The sequence below is a fragment of the Nocardioides coralli genome (assembly GCF_019880385.1).
Classification (GTDB): Bacteria; Actinomycetota; Actinomycetes; order Propionibacteriales; family Nocardioidaceae; genus Nocardioides; species Nocardioides coralli.
Window position 1 is genome coordinate 936,649 of record NZ_CP082273.1, and the last position, 19,674, is coordinate 956,322.

General features: G+C 72.6%; 18 protein-coding genes. 4 read left to right on the forward strand and 14 right to left on the reverse strand.

Features of this window, described 5'->3' with window-relative positions:
* Window positions 1–44: 44 nt before the first annotated feature.
* The gene (locus K6T13_RS04570; RefSeq protein WP_222897347.1) at window positions 45–1,802 is read left to right on the forward strand and encodes an LVIVD repeat-containing protein; all 1,758 of its coding nucleotides are present in this window, start codon (window positions 45–47) and stop codon (window positions 1,800–1,802) included.
* Between the two features lie 38 nt (window positions 1,803–1,840).
* Here K6T13_RS04570 and K6T13_RS04575 read toward each other — a convergent pair whose 3' ends face one another.
* Window positions 1,841–2,128: a DUF4287 domain-containing protein gene (locus K6T13_RS04575; protein ID WP_222897348.1), complete on the reverse strand. Its 288-nt coding sequence runs from the start codon at window positions 2,126–2,128 to the stop codon at window positions 1,841–1,843.
* Between the two features lie 71 nt (window positions 2,129–2,199).
* Window positions 2,200–3,972, reverse strand: coding sequence for an acetyl/propionyl/methylcrotonyl-CoA carboxylase subunit alpha (locus K6T13_RS04580; protein WP_222897349.1), 1,773 nt, complete (start codon window positions 3,970–3,972; stop codon window positions 2,200–2,202).
* Window positions 3,973–4,095: 123 nt separating this feature from the next.
* On the opposite strand from K6T13_RS04580, the gene K6T13_RS04585 reads away from it, so the two are divergent.
* On the forward strand, window positions 4,096–4,893 hold the full coding sequence (locus K6T13_RS04585) for a S1 family peptidase (protein ID WP_222897350.1): 798 nt from the start codon (window positions 4,096–4,098) through the stop codon (window positions 4,891–4,893).
* Window positions 4,894–4,918: 25 nt separating this feature from the next.
* On the opposite strand, the gene K6T13_RS04590 is transcribed toward K6T13_RS04585, so the two are convergent.
* The 4 genes from K6T13_RS04590 to K6T13_RS04605 form a co-directional block, all read right to left on the reverse strand.
* Window positions 4,919–7,414: an AMP-binding protein gene (locus tag K6T13_RS04590; protein WP_222897351.1), complete on the reverse strand. Its 2,496-nt coding sequence runs from the start codon at window positions 7,412–7,414 to the stop codon at window positions 4,919–4,921.
* 24 nt (window positions 7,415–7,438) lie between these two features.
* The gene (locus tag K6T13_RS04595; RefSeq protein ID WP_222897352.1) at window positions 7,439–8,485 is read right to left on the reverse strand and encodes an ABC transporter ATP-binding protein; all 1,047 of its coding nucleotides are present in this window, start codon (window positions 8,483–8,485) and stop codon (window positions 7,439–7,441) included.
* Entirely contained in the window at window positions 8,482–9,954 is a 1,473-nt protein-coding gene (locus tag K6T13_RS04600) for an ABC transporter permease (RefSeq protein WP_249423933.1), read from the reverse strand. The genes K6T13_RS04595 and K6T13_RS04600 overlap by 4 nt, the downstream gene beginning before the upstream one ends.
* A 95-nt stretch (window positions 9,955–10,049) precedes the next feature.
* On the reverse strand, window positions 10,050–11,057 hold the full coding sequence (locus tag K6T13_RS04605; protein WP_222897353.1) for an iron ABC transporter substrate-binding protein: 1,008 nt from the start codon (window positions 11,055–11,057) through the stop codon (window positions 10,050–10,052).
* Between the two features lie 117 nt (window positions 11,058–11,174).
* Here K6T13_RS04605 and K6T13_RS04610 point away from each other — a divergent pair, with 117 nt between their 5' ends.
* Both K6T13_RS04610 and K6T13_RS04615 read left to right on the forward strand, forming a co-directional pair.
* Entirely contained in the window at window positions 11,175–12,371 is a 1,197-nt protein-coding gene (locus K6T13_RS04610; protein WP_222897354.1) for an acyl-CoA dehydrogenase family protein, read from the forward strand.
* 68 nt (window positions 12,372–12,439) lie between these two features.
* Window positions 12,440–12,943 (forward strand): GtrA family protein, encoded by a 504-nt coding sequence (locus K6T13_RS04615; RefSeq protein WP_222897355.1) that lies wholly within the window; start codon window positions 12,440–12,442, stop codon window positions 12,941–12,943.
* Here K6T13_RS04615 and K6T13_RS04620 read toward each other — a convergent pair.
* The 8 genes from K6T13_RS04620 to K6T13_RS04655 form a co-directional block, all read right to left on the reverse strand.
* The gene (locus K6T13_RS04620) at window positions 12,887–13,351 is read right to left on the reverse strand and encodes a hypothetical protein (protein ID WP_222897356.1); all 465 of its coding nucleotides are present in this window, start codon (window positions 13,349–13,351) and stop codon (window positions 12,887–12,889) included. The two genes, K6T13_RS04615 and K6T13_RS04620, sit on opposite strands and share 57 nt — an antisense overlap.
* A complete protein-coding gene (locus K6T13_RS04625) occupies window positions 13,348–13,935 on the reverse strand; it encodes a CDP-alcohol phosphatidyltransferase family protein (RefSeq protein WP_249423934.1) in 588 nt (195 codons plus the stop codon). The genes K6T13_RS04620 and K6T13_RS04625 overlap by 4 nt, the downstream gene beginning before the upstream one ends.
* 106 nt (window positions 13,936–14,041) lie before the next feature.
* Window positions 14,042–14,647 carry a Maf family protein gene (locus tag K6T13_RS04630; protein ID WP_222897358.1) on the reverse strand — a complete coding sequence of 202 codons (606 nt, stop codon included), beginning with the start codon at window positions 14,645–14,647 and terminating at the stop codon, window positions 14,042–14,044.
* Window positions 14,644–16,320: a DUF885 domain-containing protein gene (locus K6T13_RS04635; RefSeq protein ID WP_222897359.1), complete on the reverse strand. Its 1,677-nt coding sequence runs from the start codon at window positions 16,318–16,320 to the stop codon at window positions 14,644–14,646. The genes K6T13_RS04630 and K6T13_RS04635 overlap by 4 nt, the downstream gene beginning before the upstream one ends.
* A gap of 9 nt (window positions 16,321–16,329) precedes the next feature.
* Window positions 16,330–17,337 (reverse strand): P1 family peptidase, encoded by a 1,008-nt coding sequence (locus K6T13_RS04640; protein WP_222897360.1) that lies wholly within the window; start codon window positions 17,335–17,337, stop codon window positions 16,330–16,332.
* A 1-nt stretch (window position 17,338) separates the two neighbouring features.
* Window positions 17,339–17,785 carry a methyltransferase family protein gene (locus K6T13_RS04645; protein ID WP_222897361.1) on the reverse strand — a complete coding sequence of 149 codons (447 nt, stop codon included), beginning with the start codon at window positions 17,783–17,785 and terminating at the stop codon, window positions 17,339–17,341.
* Window positions 17,785–18,048 carry an acyl-CoA carboxylase subunit epsilon gene (locus K6T13_RS04650; protein ID WP_222897362.1) on the reverse strand — a complete coding sequence of 88 codons (264 nt, stop codon included), beginning with the start codon at window positions 18,046–18,048 and terminating at the stop codon, window positions 17,785–17,787. The genes K6T13_RS04645 and K6T13_RS04650 overlap by 1 nt, the downstream gene beginning before the upstream one ends.
* Window positions 18,048–19,667 (reverse strand): acyl-CoA carboxylase subunit beta, encoded by a 1,620-nt coding sequence (locus K6T13_RS04655; RefSeq protein ID WP_222897363.1) that lies wholly within the window; start codon window positions 19,665–19,667, stop codon window positions 18,048–18,050. The genes K6T13_RS04650 and K6T13_RS04655 overlap by 1 nt, the downstream gene beginning before the upstream one ends.
* Between the last annotated feature and the right edge of the window lie 7 nt (window positions 19,668–19,674).

The following is a 19,674-nucleotide window of genomic DNA, read 5'->3' on the forward strand; positions in this document are numbered from 1 at the left end:
ACCGCGACGAGCCGCGGCCACCCCTCGCCCCGAAGGAGAGCCTCATGCGGGCTGCCACCACCGCAGCGTCCGTCCTCGTCGTGCTCGGCCTCACGGCCGTGAGCGCCCCGGCTGTGGCCGACCACACCGATCCCCAAACTCCGCTGGCGCCCACCGAGGGCGTCGTCGTCTCCGGGATCGAGCGCGGTGAGGGCACCTGGGAGCACCTGGCCAACTTCCCCGGCGTGGCCAACCCCGCGCTGACCGGCGGCGGCACCGACCTGGAGTTCTTCACCCCCGCCGGCAGCTCCGACATCTGGGGCGCCTTCGGGACCCTGGGGCAGGACGTGGCCGGGTCCGTGGGCCAGCGCTTCATCCAGCTCACCGACGGCGGCAAGGTCGAGCCGACCTGGCGGGCCGACCACGGCAGCGCCCACTGCGCCCCCGCCAGCACCAGCGTCACGGGACTCCAGCACGACACCCAGATCGCCGAGCGGGGCAAGGTCACCCTCGTCACCGACACCACTGACGCCACCGGCCGCTGCCACGACCCGAAGGGCGGTGGCATCGAGATCATCGACGCCTCGGATCCCGAGAAGCCCCGCGAGGTGCACCTGGTGCGCTTCCCCGGCTACTCGCACACCAACACCCTCGACCAGCGCCGCCCCTGGATCGTCTACAGCAGCGCCTCGGACTTCTCCGGGCGCAACTGGATCGACGTCATGGACATGCGCTCCTGCTTCGGCAAGGCGAAGTGGAGCACCGACAAGCGACGCTCCGAGTGCCGGCCGCGCATCTCCCGGATCCAGCTCGAGGACCACTGGACCCAGCAGCGCGACCAGGACACCGGCAAGCTCGAGCCGGGCTCGGCGACGTGCCACGACATCACCTACGCCCGCAAGCGGCTCTACTGCGCCGCCCTCAACGCGACGGTCATCCTCGACGTGTCCGGCCTGACCGACCGCAAGGGCCGGGTCCGTGGACAGGCGTTGGACTGCGAGGTCGTCGAGGGGACCGGTACCGGGGCGCAGGTCACCGACTGCAGCGGCAAGGGCCTGGAGTCGACCGAGCATGCCTCCGGCTGGAAGATGCTCGGCTTCTACCAGCACCCCGGCCGCGACTGCGCTCCCGGCAGCGACACCCGCACCTGCAACACCAACATCTTCGCCCACTCCGACGACGCGGTCGCCGTCTCCCACGAGGCCGACCCCACGCCGGACGAGCGATTCATGTTCGTCACCGACGAGCGCGGCGGCGGCATCGTGCCTCCGGGCGCGTCGTGCTCACCCGGGATCGACAACCCCTTCGGCAACGGCGGCGCGCACGCCTTAGACATCTCCGACCCGCGCAACATCGACTACGCGACCACCCCGACGGGGGACAAGGCGGTCTACATCAGCGATGCCGTGGTGCCCGCGGAGACGTTCTGCGACATCCACGTCATCGAGCAGGTGCCCGGCGAGCAGCGCCTCATCGCCGCCTACTACAGCCAGGGCATCAAGATCGTCGACTACTACGTCGACCGGGAGGGCAACCTCCAGTTCGAGGAGCGGGCCTCCTTCACCCTGCCCAACACGAACACCTGGGCCGCGGAGGACTTCAAGATCACCAGGAACCCCGACGGCACCCGCACCTACTACCTGGCCACCAACGACATCCACCGCGGGATCGACGTGGTCAGCTGGACGGGCAAGCCCAACCCGATGGGGAGCAAGGCGCCCAAGAGCAGCGACCGCGTGACCAACGCCGGCCTGGCCGGCGTGTCCGCGCTGACGCTCGCCGCGGCCGCGCTCTACCGACGCCGTCGGGCCGGCCAGAGCTGAACGGCCAGAGCTGAAGGGCCGGGCTCAGCGGGGCGGCGTCACCGGTCCCGCTGGGCCAGGCCGTCCAGCCGCAGCACGGCGGACTCGTCGCGGTGGGAGCCGCTGCTCCCGACGTGCTTGTCGCTGATCTGCGGGCCGTTCCTGACGACGTGGGCCAGTGCCATGGCGTGCCCACGTCCGAGCCCGTAGGCCTCGGCCAGCCAGCCGACGATCTCACCGGCCCTGGTGTCGCTCCCGTAGCCGCGGGCGTGGGCCTCGTCGACCAGCTCCTGCGGGATCTTGCCGGTCTTCTGCTGGATCGTGTCGAGGTAGGCCTGGAAGGACACGGGCGTGCTCCTGTTCGTCGGATGGCGGAGGGACAGACCGCCGCCGCTCCTCCGAATCATCGCCCCGGGCGTCAGTCCTTGAGCTCGCAGATGACGGCGCCGCTGGTGACCGTGGCGCCGACCTCGGCCTGCAGCCCGGTGACCGTGCCGGACTTGTGGGCCTTCAGCGGCTGCTCCATCTTCATCGCCTCGAGCACGACGACGGTGTCGCCCTCGGCCACGTCCTGGCCCTCCTCGACGACGACCTTGACGATCGTGCCCTGCATGGGGCTGGTGACCGAGTCGCCGGAGGCTGCGGCACCGGCCTTCTTGCCGGCCGCCCGCTTGGGCTTCTTCGCCCCGCCACCACCGCCTGCCGCCAGACCGCCGAGGCCCCCGGGGATCACCACGTCGATGCGACGACCGCCCACCTCGACGGTGACGCGCTGGCGATCCTCGGCCTCCGGGCCCTCGGCCGCGTCGCCGGCGTAGGGCGGGATCTGGTTGTCGAAGTCGGTCTCGATCCAGGTCGTGTAGACCTCGAAGTCGCCGTCGGGGGCGGCGTAGGCGGGGTCGTCGACGACCGCGCGGTGGAACGGGATGACCGTGGGCATCCCCTCGACGACGAACTCGTCGAGCGCGCGGCGCGAGCGCTCCAGGGCCTGGGTGCGGTCGCGGCCGGTGACGATCAGCTTCGCGATCAGCGAGTCGAAGGACCCCGGAACCGTCTCGCCCTGGTCGTAGCCCCCGTCGAGCCGGATGCCGGGGCCCGAGGGCGCGTGCCAGCGCGTCAGGGTGCCGGGGGCGGGCATGAAGTTGCTGCCGGCGTCCTCGGCGTTGATGCGGAACTCGATCGAGTGGCCCGAGACCGGCGGGTCGTCGTAGCCGAGCTCCTCACCGGCGGCGATGCGGAACATCTCGCGCACCAGGTCGATGCCGGTGACCTCCTCGGAGACGCAGTGCTCGACCTGGAGGCGGGTGTTGACCTCGAGGAAGGAGATGGTGCCGTCGCGGGCGACCAGGAACTCGCACGTGCCCGCGCCGACGTAGCCGGCCTCACGCAGGATCGCCTTGGAGGACTCGTAGAGACGAGAGACCTGGTCGTCGGTGAGGAACGGGGCGGGCGCCTCCTCGACGAGCTTCTGGTGGCGACGCTGCAACGAGCAGTCGCGGGTCGAGACCACCACGACGTTGCCGTGCTGGTCGGCCAGGCACTGGGTCTCGACGTGCCGTGGCCGGTCGAGGAACTTCTCGACGAAGCACTCCCCGCGGCCGAAGGCGGTGACGGCCTCGCGGACCGCGGAGTCGAAGGCATCGGCGACGTCCTTCATCTCGCGGGCGACCTTGAGCCCGCGGCCACCGCCGCCGAAGGCTGCCTTGATGGCGATCGGGAGGCCGTGCTCCTCCGCGAAGGCGACGGCCTCGTCGGCGTCGGCGAGCGGGTCCTTGGTGCCGGGCGCCAGCGGTGCCCCGACCTTCTCGGCGATGTGACGCGCCCGCACCTTGTCGCCGAGGTTCTCGATCGCGCTGGGCGGCGGGCCGATCCACACCAGACCCGCGTCGAGGACCGCCTGGGCGAAGTCGGCGTTCTCGGCGAGGAACCCGTAGCCCGGGTGCACCGAGTCGGCCCCCGACTTCTCCGCGACCGCGACGATCTTCGCGATGTCGAGGTAGGAGTCGGCCGGCGTTGCTCCCTCGAGGCTGTAGGCCTCGTCGGCGATGCGCACGAACAGGGCGTCACGGTCGGGTTCGGCATAGACCGCCACGGACCCGATACCGGCGTCCTTGCAGGCTCGGATCACGCGAACTGCGATCTCGCCGCGGTTGGCGATGAGGACCTTGGTCAGCGGCTTCGAGTCAGGCACCCGGGCAGACTATCGCCCTCCCCGCGGTGGCGGCGGAGGGGCGCTCGTGACGCTCGCGCCGGGGTAACCCGGTCGGGCCGAACTCGTTGGACAGGGCACCACCCCCCACCGAAAGGCAGTCTCGTGCGCTCCCTCGCCCGCACCGCCACCCGTCTCCTCGCCGCCGCCGTGCTCCTCGCCGGCGGGTCCCTCGCGGCGTCCCCCGCCACCGCCATCGTCGGCGGCTCCCACGCCGAGGAGGGGGAGTTCCCGTTCATGGCCTCGATCCAGGACAAGGGCCGCGACGGCACCGACGGCCACTTCTGCGGCGGCTCGGTCATCGGCTCGCGGTGGGTCCTGACCGCTGCCCACTGCCTGGTCGACACCAAGCCCCACCAGATCCAGGTCGGCGTCGGACGGGCCGACATCGACGACCTCTCCGCCGGCCAGACGCTCAGCGTGGACCGGATCATCGTGCACCCCGACTACGAGACGACCGACACCTACGACGCCGCACTGGTGCGCGTCACCCAGGACATCGCCTCGCCCAGCATCGCGCTGACCGACGTCGGGGAGGACAGCCTCGAGGCTCACGGCGCGCGACTCACCGTGGCCGGCTGGGGCACCGAGTTCTTCGGCTCCCCGTTCATCCCCGCCCGCCTCAAGTCCGTGGACGTCGAGGCGGTGGCCGACCAGCAGTGCCGCACCAACGCCGCGATGGGCTTCCGGCCCGAGTCGGAGATCTGCGCCGAGACGCTCGGCGGTGACTCGTGCCAGGGCGACTCCGGGGGCCCGCTGTTCGGCACCGTCGCCGGTCGCGTCACGCAGGTCGGCATCGTGAGCTACGGGCTCGGCTGCGCGACGCCGCAGTTCCCCGGCGTCTACGGCGAGGTCAACAACCCCTCGATCCGGGGCTTCATCACCCAGCACACCGGCATCTGACGCCGGGCGCGGTCCTGCGGCGGGCTCAGCCGTGCAGCATGCGCCCGAGCCGCCGCAGGGCAGGCCGTGCCGCCCACCAGTAGCCGATCCCGACGGCGAAGGACGCGAGCGTCGCGCCCAGCGGGAACACGTCCTCCAGGTGCGGGTAGACCTGCCAGTGGGTCAGGTAGACGAAGAGCGAGGAGGATGCGAGCACCGAGAGCGGCGCCACCCACCGGCGGGGGACCCGCAGGGCGGGCACGTGGACGAGCAGCGCGATGCCGGCCACGACCAGGAGCTCACGCGTCAGGTCGTCGAAGAAGCCGATCGTGCCGATGGCGACCAGCAGCGTGACCGTCACCCGGCGGGCCGTGGTGTCGGCCCGGGCGGCCGCCCAGCCGAGCAGGAACCACCACGCGACGACGCCCGTCGTGTAGCGCTCGGTCGCCCCCGCCTCCAGGCCCACCCAGGCGAACCGGACGGCGAGCCCGGCGAGCACGAGCCCGATCGCGACGGCGTACGGCGCCCGGCGCTCGAGCCGGTCGACGCCCGGCAGCGCGAGCACGGCGAGGGTCCCGGCCGTCATCCAGACCAGCGCCTCGAGGAACCAGAACTGCCACTGGACCGTCCACGTGTCGCTGCCGAGCAGGCCGTTGAGGAAGACGGCGGTGGCGGGCTCGTAGAAGCCGGTGAGGAGCGCGACCCCGCCGATCCAGAGGCTCGCCGGCACGACGAGCTGCGCCAGCGAGGCCAACCCGTTGCGCAGCCGGTCGCGGCGCGTGGGGGCGGCCAGCTGGAAGCGCGCGAAGTTCCAGCCCGCCACCGCCAGCAGGAGGTGTGCCCCGCCGACCACCGTGAGCAGGTTGGCGTGGGTGCCGACGATCGCGAGGATCGCGACGGCGCGCAGCACGATGCTGGTGTCGACCCGGCTCCCCGCCCGCTCCGGCTCGGGCCGGGCGAGGTCGGTGATGGTGCGGGTGTGCCAGTCCGGCGGCAGCTGGCCGACCCGGTCACCCAGGCGCGTCGCCAGCTCGACGTAGGAGAGGGAGTCGCCACCGAGCCCGACGAAGGTGTCGCCGACCGTCGCGTCGGGCCGGCCGAGCACGAGGGCGTAGTCGTCGCGGAGCTCGGCCGGCGTGGCCCCCGGGCGGTGGTCCGTGGAGTCGCGTCGCACGAGGCGGGCCTGCTCGGCGAGGGCGGCCAGGTCGGGCTTGCCGGTACGGGTCCGGGGGAGGGCCGCCAACACCGTGACCAGCACCGCGCTCGTCGGCAGTCCGCTGGCCTCGGCCACGGCCGCGCGCAGGCGGTCGCTGCTGCGCGGTGTGGTCGTGAAGGCGTGCAGGGTGTCGTCGACGACCACGCAGCGGACCTCGGCGTCGGCCGTGGAGACCACGCTCTCGAGGTGGTCGAGGTCGACCCGGAGCCCGAACAGCTTGACCTGGCGGCCCCGCCGGCCGACCACCTCGTAGACGCCGTCGGCGAACCGGGCCAGGTCGCCGGTGCGCAGCTCCGCGAGGGTGGCGCCGGCGGCGAGGTCGGCGGGACGCTCGGCGTACCCGAGCATCACGTTGGGCCCGGTGTAGACGAGCTCGCCCACGTCGGGCTCCTCGATCCCGGGCACCGGCTCGAGACGGAAGGAGCCGCCGGGGACGGGGACGCCGATCGCCCCCGGGTGGCGGGGAGCCTGGTCGGGCGGCAGCCACGCCATCCGCGCGGTGGCCTCGGTCTGGCCGTACATGACGACGAGGTCCCAGCCGGCCCGCCGGCCGCGCTCGTGCCAGGAGAGGACGCGCTCGGCCCCGAGCCGACCCCCGGCCTGGGTCACGTAGCGCAGCGACGGGAGCTCCCGCTCACTGAACCCGGAGCGCTCGAGCAGGTCGAAGGTGTAGGGGACCCCCGCGAACGACGTCACGCCGGCGTCCGCGGCCAGGTCCCAGAAGCAGCCGTCGACGACCGACAGGTCGGTCAGCACCAGCTGGGCGCCCACCAGCAGGTGGCTGTGCACCACGGAGAGGCCGTAGCAGTAGTGGAGCGGCAGGGACGTGATCGCCCGGTCGTCCCCGGTCAGTCGCAGGTAGTCGGCGATGGCCGCCGCGTTGCTCCGGAGGTTGTCGTGGGAGAGCCGCACCAGGCGCGGTGACCCGGTCGACCCGGAGGTGCTGAGCAGCAGCGCGAGGTCGGGGTGCAGGTCGTGGCCGGTGCCCTCCCGGCGTACGTCGAGGGTGTCGCCGGCAGCGACGACGTCGGGGTCCCACGCCTCGGCGAGCGCGCGGGCCGGTCGCCCCGGAGGGGCCAGCAGCACCACGTGGCCGCGGGTGAGTGCGGCCAGGTAGGTGGTCAGCGAGGCCAGCGTGTTGGCGCCCTCGACGAGCACCAGCCGCCGGGTGGGCCCGAGGGCGTCGCCCACTGCTCCCACCCGGTCGCCGAGGTCGGCGTAGGTGACCACCTCGTCCCGGGTGCGGACGGCGACCGCGTCGCCGTGCCGCGCCAGGTCGAGCACGGCCGGCGCGGCGAGCTCGGGACGGGTGAGGAGGCTGGTCACCCGCCGCAGTTTATGAGGTAAGCCTTACCTGCGTAAATCCGGGTGTCCATGGGCGGGGAAGGCCACCACCGGGCCGGTGACCGCGACCCCGACCTCGGACCCGGGCTCGGGCGCCTCGAGCCCGGACACCCGCGCCACCAGGGCCGGTCCGTCGGGGAGCAGCAGCACCCGCACCGAGGCGTCGTGGCCGTAGAAGTGCACCTGCTCGACGCGCGCCCCGACCGCGCCGTGCGTCAGCAGGATCTGCTCGGGGCGCAGCAGCACCCGGGCCTCGCCGTCGGGGGCGTGGGCCGCGAGCGGCGCGGACCCGAAGGAGAACGTGGCCCGGCCGTCGCGCACCCGGGCCGGGACCACGGTCGCGCCCCCCACGAAGGCACCGACGTCGGGGTCGACGGGAGCCCGGTAGAGCTCGCGCGGTGCGTCGGTCTGGATCACCCGGCCGTGGCGCATCACCGCCACCTGGTCGGCCAGCGACAGTGCCTCGTCCTGGTCGTGGGTGACCAGCAGCGCGGTGGTGCCGGTGGCCTGCAGGGCGTGGGCCACCGCGCGGCCGGTGCTCACGCGCAGCGACGCGTCGAGGGAGGAGAAGGGCTCGTCGAGCAGCACGATCGAGGGTCCCGGCGCCAGCGCCCGGGCCAGCGCCACCCGCTGCTGCTGCCCGCCCGAGAGCTCGTGGGGCCACCGGGTCGCGAACGAAGCCGGGAGCTCGACGAGGTCGAGCATCTCGGCCACCCGCTCCGAGCGGCGCTCGGCCCGGGGCAGGCCGAAGCCGATGTTGGCAGCGACGTCGAGGTGGGGGAAGAGCGCGCCCTCCTGGGGGACGTAGCCGACACGACGCCGCTGGGGGGCCACGAACGTGCCGGGCCCGGCGACGACCTGGTCGTCGAACCGGACGGTGCCGGCCTGGGGGGCGAGGAACCCGGCGACCACCCGCAGCAACGTGGTCTTGCCGCAGCCCGACGACCCGAGGACGGCGGTCAGGGAGCCCTGCGGGACGGTCAGCTCGACCCCGTCGACGGCCCGCACCTCCCCGAAGGCGTAGGCGACGCCCTCCAGCTCGACCCGGCTCACGAGGCGATCCTCTCCCGGCGCATCAGCAGCACCGTCGCCGGCACCGAGATCAGCACCAGCAGCAGCGCGTAGGGCGCGGCTGCGCCGTAGCGGAGGTCGGAGGAGGCCGACCAGAAGCTCGTGGCCAGGGTGTCGGTGCCGATGGGCGACAGCATCAGGGTCGCCGTCAGCTCGGTGGCGATGGCGAGGAACACCAGGGCCGCGCCCGCCCCGAGGCTGGGCGCGATCATCGGCAGGGTGACCCTCCGGGCGGTCGCGAGCGGACCGGTCCCGAGGCTGCGCGCCACGTCGTCGAGCACCAGCGGCGCCTGCTCCAGGCCGGCGCGGACGGAGACCACCGCGCGGGGCAGGAAGAGGACGGCGTACGCCGCCAGCAGGAGCAGGGTCGTCTGGTAGACGATCGGCACGACCTGGAGGCTGACCGTGACGAACGCGAGGGCGACGACGATGCCGGGCAGCGCGTGGGCCACGTAGGTGCTGCGCTCGATGAGGGTGGTGAGGCGGCCGCGGTGGCGCACCGCCAGCCACGCCACGGGCAGCGCGAGCAGGGTGGTGAGCACGGCGCCGCCGGCGGCGAGCCCGACCGTCGAGCCCGCCGCCGCCAGGAGCTCGCCGACCGGGAACTCCGTGGACGACCCGACCCGCAGCCAGTGGAGGAGGGCGACCAGCGGCACGCCGAGCGCGAGCGCCACGAGGCCGGCCAGCAGGCCGGTCACCGGCACCCGGGCTCGGCCCAGCCGCACGGGCTCGGGGGTCCTCGCCGCGCCCTGGCCCACGCGCGCCAGGCGCTGGTGGCCGCGCAGCCGCAGCTCGCCCAGCAGCAGCAGCAGGCAGCAGAGCACGAGGACGCCCGCGATCATGTTGGCCGCAGCGCCGTTGAACGTGGAGCCGTAGAGGTCGTAGATGGCGGTCGTGAAGGTGGGGTAACGCAGCAGCTGGAGGGCGCCGAACTCGGCCAGCAGGTGCAGCCCCACGAGGAGCACGCCGCCGAGCAGGGCCGGTCGCAGCTGCGGCAGCAGCACGGTGAGGAAGGTGCGGCGCCGGGAGTGCCCCAGGGACCACGCGGCCTCCTCCAGCGCGGGGTCGAGGCCCCGCAGCGACGCGACGACCGGGAGGTAGACCAGCGGGAAGTAGGAGAGGGAGACCACGAGCAGGACCCCGTCGTACCCCGTCCACGAGCGGTCGAGGGAGACCCAGGCGTAGCTGTTGACGAAGGCCGGCACCGCCAGCGGGGCCACGAGGAGGCCGTGCCACAGGCCCTTGGCCGGGACGTCGGTGCGCTCGACGAGGAACGCGAGCCCGACCCCCAGCACGGCGCACAGCACCATGCAGCCGACGGCGGCGCGCACCGTGTTCCAGAACAGCATGCCCACCCGCGGCCGGGCGACGAGGTCCCAGGCCTCGGCCGGCCCGATGGCCACGGCGTACGTCGCCACGAAGCCGAGCGGCACCAGCGCCAGCACGGCCACCGCCGCTCCCAGGACCAGCAGCAGCCGGGGGGCGGGCGTCGCCCGCCCGGCGCGAGGACGCTGCAGCCGGGCGGGATCGGGCGTGGTGAGGACCGTCAGAGCAGGCCAGCCTCGGTCATGAGCTCGGTGACCTTGGGGCCGTTGAGCGTGGCGGGGTCGATGGCCGGGGGCTCGAGCTCGTCGAACGGCTTGACGCCGGTGTCCCCGGAGATGCTCGCCTCCGGGTTGAGGGGGTACTCCAGCGCGTAGGAGTCGGCCATCGCCTGCTGCGCCTCGGCGGCGGTGAGGTACTCGACGAAGCGCTGGGCGTTCTCCTGCTGGTCGCTGGCTGCGAGGACACCGGCACCGGAGATGCTGATGAAGGCGCCGGGGTCCTGCCCGTCGAAGAAGTGCAGCTGCACGTTGTCGGAGTTGTCGCCGGCCTCCTGCTGGTCGCGGTACCAGTAGTAGTGGTAGGCGATGCCTGCCTCGACCTCTCCCTCGTTGACGGCCTGCATCACGACCAGGTTGTTGTCGAGCACGGTCCCGTTGGCGGCCAGACCCTCGAGCCAGTCGCGGGTCGCCTCCTCGCCCTCGGCCTCGAGCACCGCGCTGACGATCGCCTGGAAGTCGTGGCCGGTCGGGGAGAAGCCCACGCGCCCCTCCCACTCGGGGTCGGCGAAGTCGAGGATCGACTCCGGCATCTCCGCGGCCGAGGAGCTGCCCGTGTTGTACATGACGACGGTGGAGCGGGCGAGGATGCCGGTCCAGTTCTGGGAGCTCGGCACGTAGTCGTCCGGGATGTTGGCCAGCGCGTCCTCGGAGACGGCGGTGAAGAGGCCGGCGTTGTCGACGATGCTCATCGCGGGGGAGTTCTCGGTGAGGAAGACGTCCGCGGGGGACTGGTCGCCCTCGGCCACGAGCTGGTTGGCCAGCTCGAGGTCCTTGCCGTTGCGCAGCTCGACCTCGAGGCCGGTCTCCTCCTCGAAGAGCGGCACGATCTCGGTCATCAGCTCCTCGTGCTGGGCGTTGTAGACCACGAGGTCGGGCCCGCCGAGCAGGCCGCAGGAGCTGAGGACAGGGGCCAGCGCGACGAGGGCGGTCGCGATCACGCGCTTGCTCACGGCGTTCCTCCGGGGACGGGATTAGGATCGCCTTACCTTATCGCTGGCCCTCCGGGCTCACACATCCGGGACGCGGCTGGTTAACAAGCGCTAACCGGCGGCGGTAGCATCGGCGACATGAGCTTCGAGTTGTCTCCCGAGCACGAGCAGTTCCGGCGCACGGTCCGCGACTTCGCCGAGAAGGAGATCGCCCCGCACGCCGCACAGTGGGACCGCGACCACCACTTCCCCACCGACGTCGTGCAGAAGATGGGGCAGCTCGGCCTGATGGGACTCACGGCGCCCGAGGAGTACGGCGGCGCCGGGCTCGCCGGCGACGACGGTGGCTTCACGAGCCTCTGCCTGGCGATCGAGGAGATCGGCCGGGTCGACCAGTCCATGGGCATCACCCTCGAGGCGGCGGTCGGCCTCGGCATCAACCCGATCCTCACCTTCGGCACCGACGAGCAGAAGCAGTCCTGGCTCCCCGACCTCGTGAGCGGCGACAGGCTCGCCGGTTTCGGCCTGACCGAGCCGGGCGCCGGGTCCGACGCCGGCGCCACCCGCACCAAGGCCGTCCTCGAGAACGGCGAGTGGGTGGTCAACGGTGCCAAGCAGTTCATCACCAACTCCGGCTCCGACATCACCTCCTGCGTCACCGTCACCGCGCGGACCGGGGAGCGCGAGGACGGCCGCGCCGAGATCTCGGCGATCATCGTGCCCTCCGGCACCGAGGGCTTCACGGCCGAGAAGGCCTACGACAAGCTCGGCTGGCATGCCTCCGACACCCACCCGCTGACCTTCACCGACTGCCGGGTGCCCGAGGCCAACCTGCTCGGCGAGCGCGGACGCGGCTACGCGCAGTTCCTCGCCACGCTCGACGACGGCCGGGTCGCCATCGCCGCCCTCGCGGTCGGCTGCATCCAGGCCTGCCTCGACCACTCGCTCCAGTACGCCGGTGAGCGGCAGACCTTCGGCGTCCCGATCGGGCGCAAGCAGGGGCTCGCCTTCCAGGTGTCCGACCTGCAGGTGATGCTCGACGCGTCGCGGCTGCTGGTCTACAAGGCCGCGGCGATGAAGGACGCCATGGACGCGGGTCGCTCGGTGTCGATGCAGGAGTTCAAGCAGGCCGCGGCCGTGGCCAAGCTCTACGCGACCGAGTCGGCGGTCACCGCCACCCGGATCGCCACCCAGGTGTTCGGCGGGTACGGCTTCATGGAGGAGTACCCCGTGGTCCGCTTCTACCGCGACGCCAAGGTGCTCGAGATCGGCGAGGGCACCAGCGAGGTGCAGCGGATGCTCATCGCGCGCGGCCTCGGCCTGCCCGTCGAGTGACCCGGACAGCCGACGACGGAGGGACTGAGGGCGCCGGCGGGTTCCTGCGCCTCGATACGCTTCCTGTCATGGGAGAGAGGTCGCAGCGGCTCGCGGGGGAGTTCGGCCGTTCCGCCGTGGCCGGGACGATCGCGTCCATCGTCGCCTTCGTCCTCTTCAACCTGCTGGTCCACTGGGACCCGGGCTACGACAACGCGGTGCTCAACGACCACGCGATCACGGGCTTCGTGATCGCCAACGTGCTGTCGACGCTGCTGACCTACCAGCTGAGCCGGTCCTGGGCCTTCCGCCACCGCGAGCCGGTCGGGTTCGCGGGAGGCGTCGTCCCGTTCTTCCTCATCAGCGGGCTCAGCCTGCTCATCCCGGTCACCTGCCTGTGGGTGAGTCGCAACCTGCTGGGCTACGACAGCGCCCTCGCCGACAACATCGCGGCCAACGTCGTCGGCCTGTTCCTGGGCTTCGTGTCCCGCTTCGCGCTGTTCCGGATCTTCGTGTTCCGGCGCCGGGCCCGGACCTCACCCGAGCAGGAGCCAGCTCCACGCGGCAAGCTCGAGCACCAGCCAGAAGCGTAGGAAGCGGCCGACCAGGCCGGTCAGCACGAACAGGCGGACCCCGATGCCCAGCGGCCCGGCCACCGCCGCCACGGCGAGGTACGGCGGCAGGCCGACGAACGCGGCGACGAAGAGCAGCCCGCCGGCGACCCAGGGTCGCTCGTGGGTCCGTGCCTGCCAGCGCGCCAGCGTCCTCTCGCCCCCGCTCTTCGCCAGCTTGCGGTGCACCCAGCCCGACTGGACGGTCCGCAGCCCCGCGACGTACCAGACCAGCTTCCCCGAGACCTGGCCGACCGCCGCCACCAGGGCCGCGCCCACGAGGGTGCCGCGCTCCTGGGTCGCGACCCACGTGAGGAAGGCCTCGGTGTTGATCAGGGGGACGAGCGCGCCGGCGAAGGAGACGGCCAGGACCGCCAGCAGCACCCTCACCGGCTGGTGAGCGGGTCGGCCCCGCCCGGTACGGGAGCGTCCGGGACCGGGAGCCCGAGCTGCCCGAGCCACCGCAGGGACACCAGCTTGAGGCCCAGCAGCGCCACGGCGGTGACCATCGCCACCCACCACAGCTGGTCGACCAGCAGCAGCACCGCGAAGAGGGAGGAGTTGACGGCCTTGGCCGGCTTCGACCAGTTCCAGCGCCAGATCCGCTCGTCGACGGCGTAGAAGTAGTTGGGACTCCGGATGGGCCAGGCGAGGAAGGCCAGCGACAGGAACGAGTCGACCACCATGAAGCTGGTGAGGTAGACGCCGACCGGCACCACGACGCCCGGGTCCAACCAGCACAGGCCGAGGTAGAAGGCCGCGCAGTTGAGCCGGTCGGACATGATGTCGAGGACCGCGCCGATCCGGGTCTCGCAGCCACGCCACCGGGCCACGGCGCCGTCGAGGATGTCGCCGACCCAGTAGACCGCGAGGCCGGCGACCAGCAGCACGAGGCTCTGCTCCGTCGCGGCCGCGAGGCACAGGGCCAGGGAGGCCACGGTCCGCACCCCGGTGATGACGGTTGCCGAGGTCAACAGACGTTCGTCGTGGACACCGACGTCGGCGGGACGCGTCACCGGCTCGGTCCGGGTCTGGTCACGGCGGAGCCCGGGGTCGACTCGGGCTGCGCGGACGTCCCCGTCACGACGGGTCCCGCCAGAGCGAGGTCCACCGGTGCCCGAGCTCGGTCACCAGCTCGCGCAGCAGCGGCAGGCTGAGGCCGACCACGTTGTGGTGGTCGCCCTCGATCCCCGTGACGAACGCCCCGCCGAGACCGTCGACCGTGAAGGCGCCCGCGACGTGGAGCGGCTCGCCGGTCGCGACGTAGGCAGCGATCTCGTCGTCGTCCACCTCGGCGAAGTGGACCGTCGTCGAGGCGGTGGCGGCAGCCACCCGCGCGGAGGCGGTGTCGTGGAGCGCGTGGCCGGTGTGGAGCACCCCGCTGCGTCCACGCATCGCCTGCCACCGGCGTACGGCCTCGTCGGCGTCGGCGGGCTTGCCGAGTGCGTCGCCGTCCAGCTCGAGCACCGAGTCGCACCCGAGCACCAGCGCACCAGTCGGGACCTCGTTGCGGCCGGCCACGGCCGCCGCCTTGAGCTCGGCCAGCTGCAGGGCGAGCTCGGCGGGCGCGATGCCGTCGACCTGGGACTCGTCGACCCCCGAGACGATCACTGTCGGCTCGACGCCCGCGTTGCGCAGGACCTGCAGCCGGGCCGGCGACTGCGAGGCCAGGACGAGCGGCGTCACAGCCGGGCCAGCGCCCGCTGCAGCGGGTCGAGTCCGAGGGCTCCCAGGTCGAGCGCCTGCCGGTGGAAGGTCTTGAGGTCGAAGGCGTCGCCGGCCCGCGCCTGCGCCTGGGCGCGCGCGTCGAGCCAGATCCGCTCGCCGACCTTGTAGGACGGCGCCTGCCCCGGCCAGCCGAGGTAGCGGCTCACCTCGAAGCGCAGGAAGGCGTCCTCCATGGCGCAGTGGTCGCGCAGGAACGCGAGGGCGAGGTCGGGGTCCCAGGTCTCGCCGGGGTGGAAGCCGAAGGGGTTGTCGCGGGGGATCTCCAGCTCCAGGTGCATCCCGATGTCGACGATGACACGTGCCGCGCGGAAGCTCTGGGCGTCGAGCATCCCGAGCCGGTCGGCCGGGTCGTCGAGGTAGCCGAGCTCGTCCATGAGCCGCTCGGCGTAGAGCGCCCAGCCCTCGCCGTGTCCGCTGACCCAGCACATCAGGCGCTGCCAGCGGTTGAGCAGCTCGCTGCGGTAGGACGTCTGCGCCACCTGCAGGTGGTGGCCGGGGACGCCCTCGTGGAAGACGGTCGTGACCTCGCGCCAGGGGTGGAACTCGTCGATGCCGTCGGGCACCGACCACCACATCCGGCCCGGCCGGGTGAAGTCCTCCGACGGACCCGTGTAGTAGATCCCGCCGTCGTTGGTGGGCGCGATCATGCACTCGATCCGGCGGACCTCCTCCGGGATGTCGAAGTGGACGCCGGCGAGCTCGGCGACGGTGCGGTCGGCCAGCTGCTGCATCCAGTCGCGGAAGGCCTCGCGGCCGGTGACGCGCCGGCTGGCGTCGCCCTCGAGGTGGGCCACGGCCTCGGCGTACGTCGCCCCCGGCTTCACGCGCTCGGCGGTCGCGGCCATGTCGTCGGCCAGCCGCTTGAGCTCCCGCCAGCCCCACGCGTAGGTCTCCTCGAGGTCGATCTCGGCGCCGAGGAAGTAGCGCGACGCCAGGGCGTAGCGCTCGCGGCCGACCGCGTCCTTCTCGCGACCCCGGGGGAGCATCTCCTCCTCCAGGAACCTGCCCGTCTCCGCCATCGCCTCGGTGGCGGCCGCGGCGTGGCGGTCGAGGTCGGTGCGAAGCGCGTCGACCTGGCAGCCGGCGACCAGGTCGCCGAACACGGTGCGCCCGTGCGTGGACTGACCGGTCCAGCCCCGGATCTGACCCACCACCTCGCGGTACTGGCGCTGCGCGCTGACCCGGCCACGGCCCGCCTCCTCGAGCAGGGTGGCCCGGAACCCCGCCAGGGTGTCGGGCACGGCGGCGAGCCGGGCGTCGATGGCGGCCCACGCCTGCTCGCCCTCGGTGGGCATCAGGTCGAACACCTGACGCACCGCGTGGATCGCGCTGGCGAGCACGGAGACCTGGTGGCGGCTCTCGCCGGCGTCCATGAGCTCCACCTCGAGGCCGAGCCGTTCGAGGAACGCCTCGCGCGCCACCCGCTCGCGCTCGTCGACGGGGGCCGTGTCGCGCGCGTCCGCCAGGGCCTTGCGGGTGAGTCCCTCGATCGCTGCGAACCCGTCCGGCGAGAGGTCGGTGAGGCGGTGCTCGTGGCCGGGAATGCCCACGTAGGTGGCGGTGATGGGGTCGAGGGCGGCGTACTCCTCGACATAGGTGTCGGCGATGGCGTCCACGCGGCGTTCGGTCACCCGACGACCCTAGGGCAGCGCCGAGGGGAAGGCGTCGCGGAACCCCCGCATCCCGCCCGCGGACTCCGCCGCGAGCACCGCCCGGGCGATGCTCCGGGTGACGGCGTCGCCGGCGGCCACCAGCAGCGCGTGGAACACCGGGGGATCGGGCACCTCCCGCTCACCCGTGGCGAGGGTGAAGACGGTGTCGCCGTCGAGCATGGTGTGGACCGGGTTGAGCGCCCGGGCCATGCCGTCGTGGCCGATGCCGCTGACCTTCTGGCACTGCGCCTTGGTGAGCGTCGCGTCGGTCGCGACGACGGCGAGGGTGGTGGCCAGCGGTGGTCGCGGCTCCGGGAGCTCCCGGGCCCGTTGCCACGCGGCCTCGAGGTCCTCGGGGTCGGGCCGCCGCAGGTCGGGGAGGTCGCCCACGACACAGTGGCGGGCGGCGTAGAGCTCCCCCGTCTCCGGGTCGACGGCGGACCCGACCGCGTTGACCACCACGAGGGCGCCGACCGTCGTGCCGTCCGCGAGCCGGGTGGCGGCGGTCCCGACGCCACCCTTGAGCCCGCCCACCCGGGCGCCGGTGCCGGCGCCGACGGAACCCTCCGCGACGTCGGCGGACGCCGCCGCCAGCGCGTCGCGGCCGAGGTCGGCGTCCGGGACGTTGCCGAACTCCCCGCCGCGCCCGAGGTCGAAGACCACCGCGGCCGGGACGATCGGGACGACGTGCCCGGGTTCGCTGTCGACCGGGAAGCCGATGCCCCGCTCCAGCAGGCCGCGGGTGACGCCGTCGGCCGCGGCGAGCCCCAACGCCGAGCCCCCGGTCAGCACGACCGCGTGCACGCGGTCGACCAGGTTGCGGGGGTCGAGCAGGTCGGTCTCGCGGGTGCCGGGCCCCCCGCCGCGGACGTCCACCCCACCGACCGCACCGGCGTCGGGCGCCACCACCACCGTGGTGCCGGTCAGCCAGCCGCCGCCGGTCCGCTGGGCGTGGCCCACCCGGATGCCCGGTACGTCGGTGATCGCGTTCCGCATGTCAGAGCCAGCGCCGGACGCGGCCGGAGTACGCCGTCCACTCCGGCCCGAAGATCCCGGCCAGCGCGGCCTCCTCCCGCCGGATCTGCGGCGTCAGCGTCGTCACCAACCCGGCCGCGGCCAGGCAGGTCGCGGGTCGCCCGGTCAGCAGCCCGTTCCCGACCAGCACCAGCGTCAGGCCGAGGTACATCGGGTTCCGGGTGAAGGCGTTCGGGCCGTCGGTCACCAGCACGCTGGCCCGCTCCGGCTCCCAGGGCTCGTAGGTGGTGCCGGCCCCCGTGAAGCGCCGCACCGCGGTGGCCGCCGTGGCCGCCCCCACGCCGATGCAGGTGACCGCGGCCGCGGCCGACAGCCGGCCCGGACGCCGCCGACCGCCCAGTGCCCGGGCCGCGACCTGCTGGCCGACCGCCCAGAGGGCGGTCTGCACCGGCGGCACCAGGACCGGCATCAGTTGCCGCGCCCCCGGTGCTTGGGCAGGCCGGAGGAGCGCCAGCCTCCGGGGCCGTGGGAGTAGAAGGGCCGCACCTGCCGGTAGGGGCTGTTCCACTCCGAGGCCGGCTTCGGCTTTGCGGTCTCCCCGGACCCGAGCGCGGAGAGGACGGCCACGATCGCGGCCACCTCCTCGGGGGTGGTGTCGGGGGTGATGATCCGCAGCAGCGGGGTCGCGGCAGGCTCGGCCGAGGTGGCCGCGTCCTTCTCCTCGCCGGACATCAGAGCGGGATGTTCCCGTGCTTCTTGGCCGGCAGCACCTCGCGCTTGGAACGCAGCAGCCGCAGCGCCTTGACGATCTCGAGCCGGGTCTCGTGGGGGGCGATCACCGCGTCGACGTAGCCCCGTTCGGCGGCGATGTAGGGGTTGGCGAGGGTGTCCTCGTACTCCTCGATCAGCTCGGCCCGCTTCGCCTCCACGTCGTCGCCGGCGTCCTGGGCCGCCGCCAGCGTCTTGCGGTGGAGGATGTTGACCGCTCCCTGTGCGCCCATCACCGCGATCTGTGCCGTCGGCCACGCCACGTTCATGTCGGCGCCGAGGTGCTTGGAGCCCATGACGTCGTAGGCGCCGCCGTAGGCCTTGCGGGTGATGACGGTGACCAGCGGCACCGTGGCCTCGGCGTAGGCGTAGATCAGCTTCGCGCCGCGGCGGATGATGCCGTCCCACTCCTGGTCGGTGCCGGGCAGGAAGCCGGGGACGTCGACGAAGGTCAGCACCGGGATGTTGAACGCGTCGCAGAACCTCACGAAGCGCGCAGCCTTCTCCGAGGCGTCGATGTCGAGGGTGCCGGCGAACTGCAGCGGCTGGTTGGCGACCACCCCCACCGAGTGGCCCTCGACGCGGCCGAAGCCGACGATGATGTTCGGCGCGAACATCGCCTGCACCTCGAGGAACTCCTCGTCGTCGAGGACCGCCGTGATCGCGTCGTGCATGTCGTAGGGCTGGTTGGCGCCGTCGGGGATCAGGCTGTCCAGGCTGCGGTCGAGGTCGGTGAACTCGGGATCGGGGACCTCGTCGTAGGCAGGCGCCGGGTCGAGGTTGTTCTGCGGCAGGAACGACAGCAGCGCCTTGACGTACTCGATGGCGTCGTCCTCGTCGTGGCCCATGTAGTGGGCGTTGCCGGACTTGGTGTTGTGGGTCCGGGCGCCGCCGAGCTCCTCCATCGTGACGTCCTCGCCGGTGACGGTCTTGATGACGTCGGGGCCGGTGATGAACATCGCCGAGGTCTGGTCGACCATCACGGTGAAGTCGGTGACGGCGGGGGAGTAGACGTGGCCGCCGGCGCAGTTGCCCATGATCATGCTGATCTGCGGGATGACACCCGAGGCGTGGACGTTGCGGCGGAAGATCTCGCCGTAGAGCCCGAGGGAGACCACGCCCTCCTGGATCCGCGCACCCGCACCCTCGTTGATGCCGATGATCGGGCAGCCGGTCTTGATCGCGAGGTCCATGACCTTGGTGATCTTCTCGCCGTAGACCTCGCCCAGCGAGCCGCCGAAGACGGTGAAGTCCTGGGAGAACACGCACACCTGGCGGCCGTCGATGGTGCCGTAGCCGGTCACCACGCCGTCTCCGTAGGGCCGGTTCTTCTCCAGCCCGAACGCCGTCGACCGGTGGCGCGCCAGCTCGTCGAGCTCCACGAAGCTGCCCTCGTCGAAGAGCAGCTCGATCCGCTCCCGCGCGGTCTTGCGGCCCTTGGCGTGCTGCTTCTCCACCGCCTTCGCCGACCCCGCGTGCACCGCCTCGTCGAGCCGACGGTCGAGGTCCTGGAGCTTGCCCGCTGTCGTGTGGATGTCGATGTCGGTGGGGACGTCGGTGCCCTCGCCGGGGTGTGCACTCACGTGATCT

Excerpts from the sequence above, each read along its gene's own strand:
- K6T13_RS04570 (WP_222897347.1), top strand. The coding sequence starts at position 45 with ATGCGGGCTGCCACCACCGCAGCGTCCGTCCTCGTCGTGCTCGGCCTC.
- K6T13_RS04610 (WP_222897354.1), top strand. The coding sequence starts at position 11,175 with ATGAGCTTCGAGTTGTCTCCCGAGCACGAGCAGTTCCGGCGCACGGTC.
- K6T13_RS04615 (WP_222897355.1), top strand. The coding sequence starts at position 12,440 with ATGGGAGAGAGGTCGCAGCGGCTCGCGGGGGAGTTCGGCCGTTCCGCC.
- K6T13_RS04640 (WP_222897360.1), bottom strand. The coding sequence starts at position 17,337 with ATGCGGAACGCGATCACCGACGTACCGGGCATCCGGGTGGGCCACGCC.
- K6T13_RS04645 (WP_222897361.1), bottom strand. The coding sequence starts at position 17,785 with ATGCCGGTCCTGGTGCCGCCGGTGCAGACCGCCCTCTGGGCGGTCGGC.
- K6T13_RS04650 (WP_222897362.1), bottom strand. The coding sequence starts at position 18,048 with ATGTCCGGCGAGGAGAAGGACGCGGCCACCTCGGCCGAGCCTGCCGCG.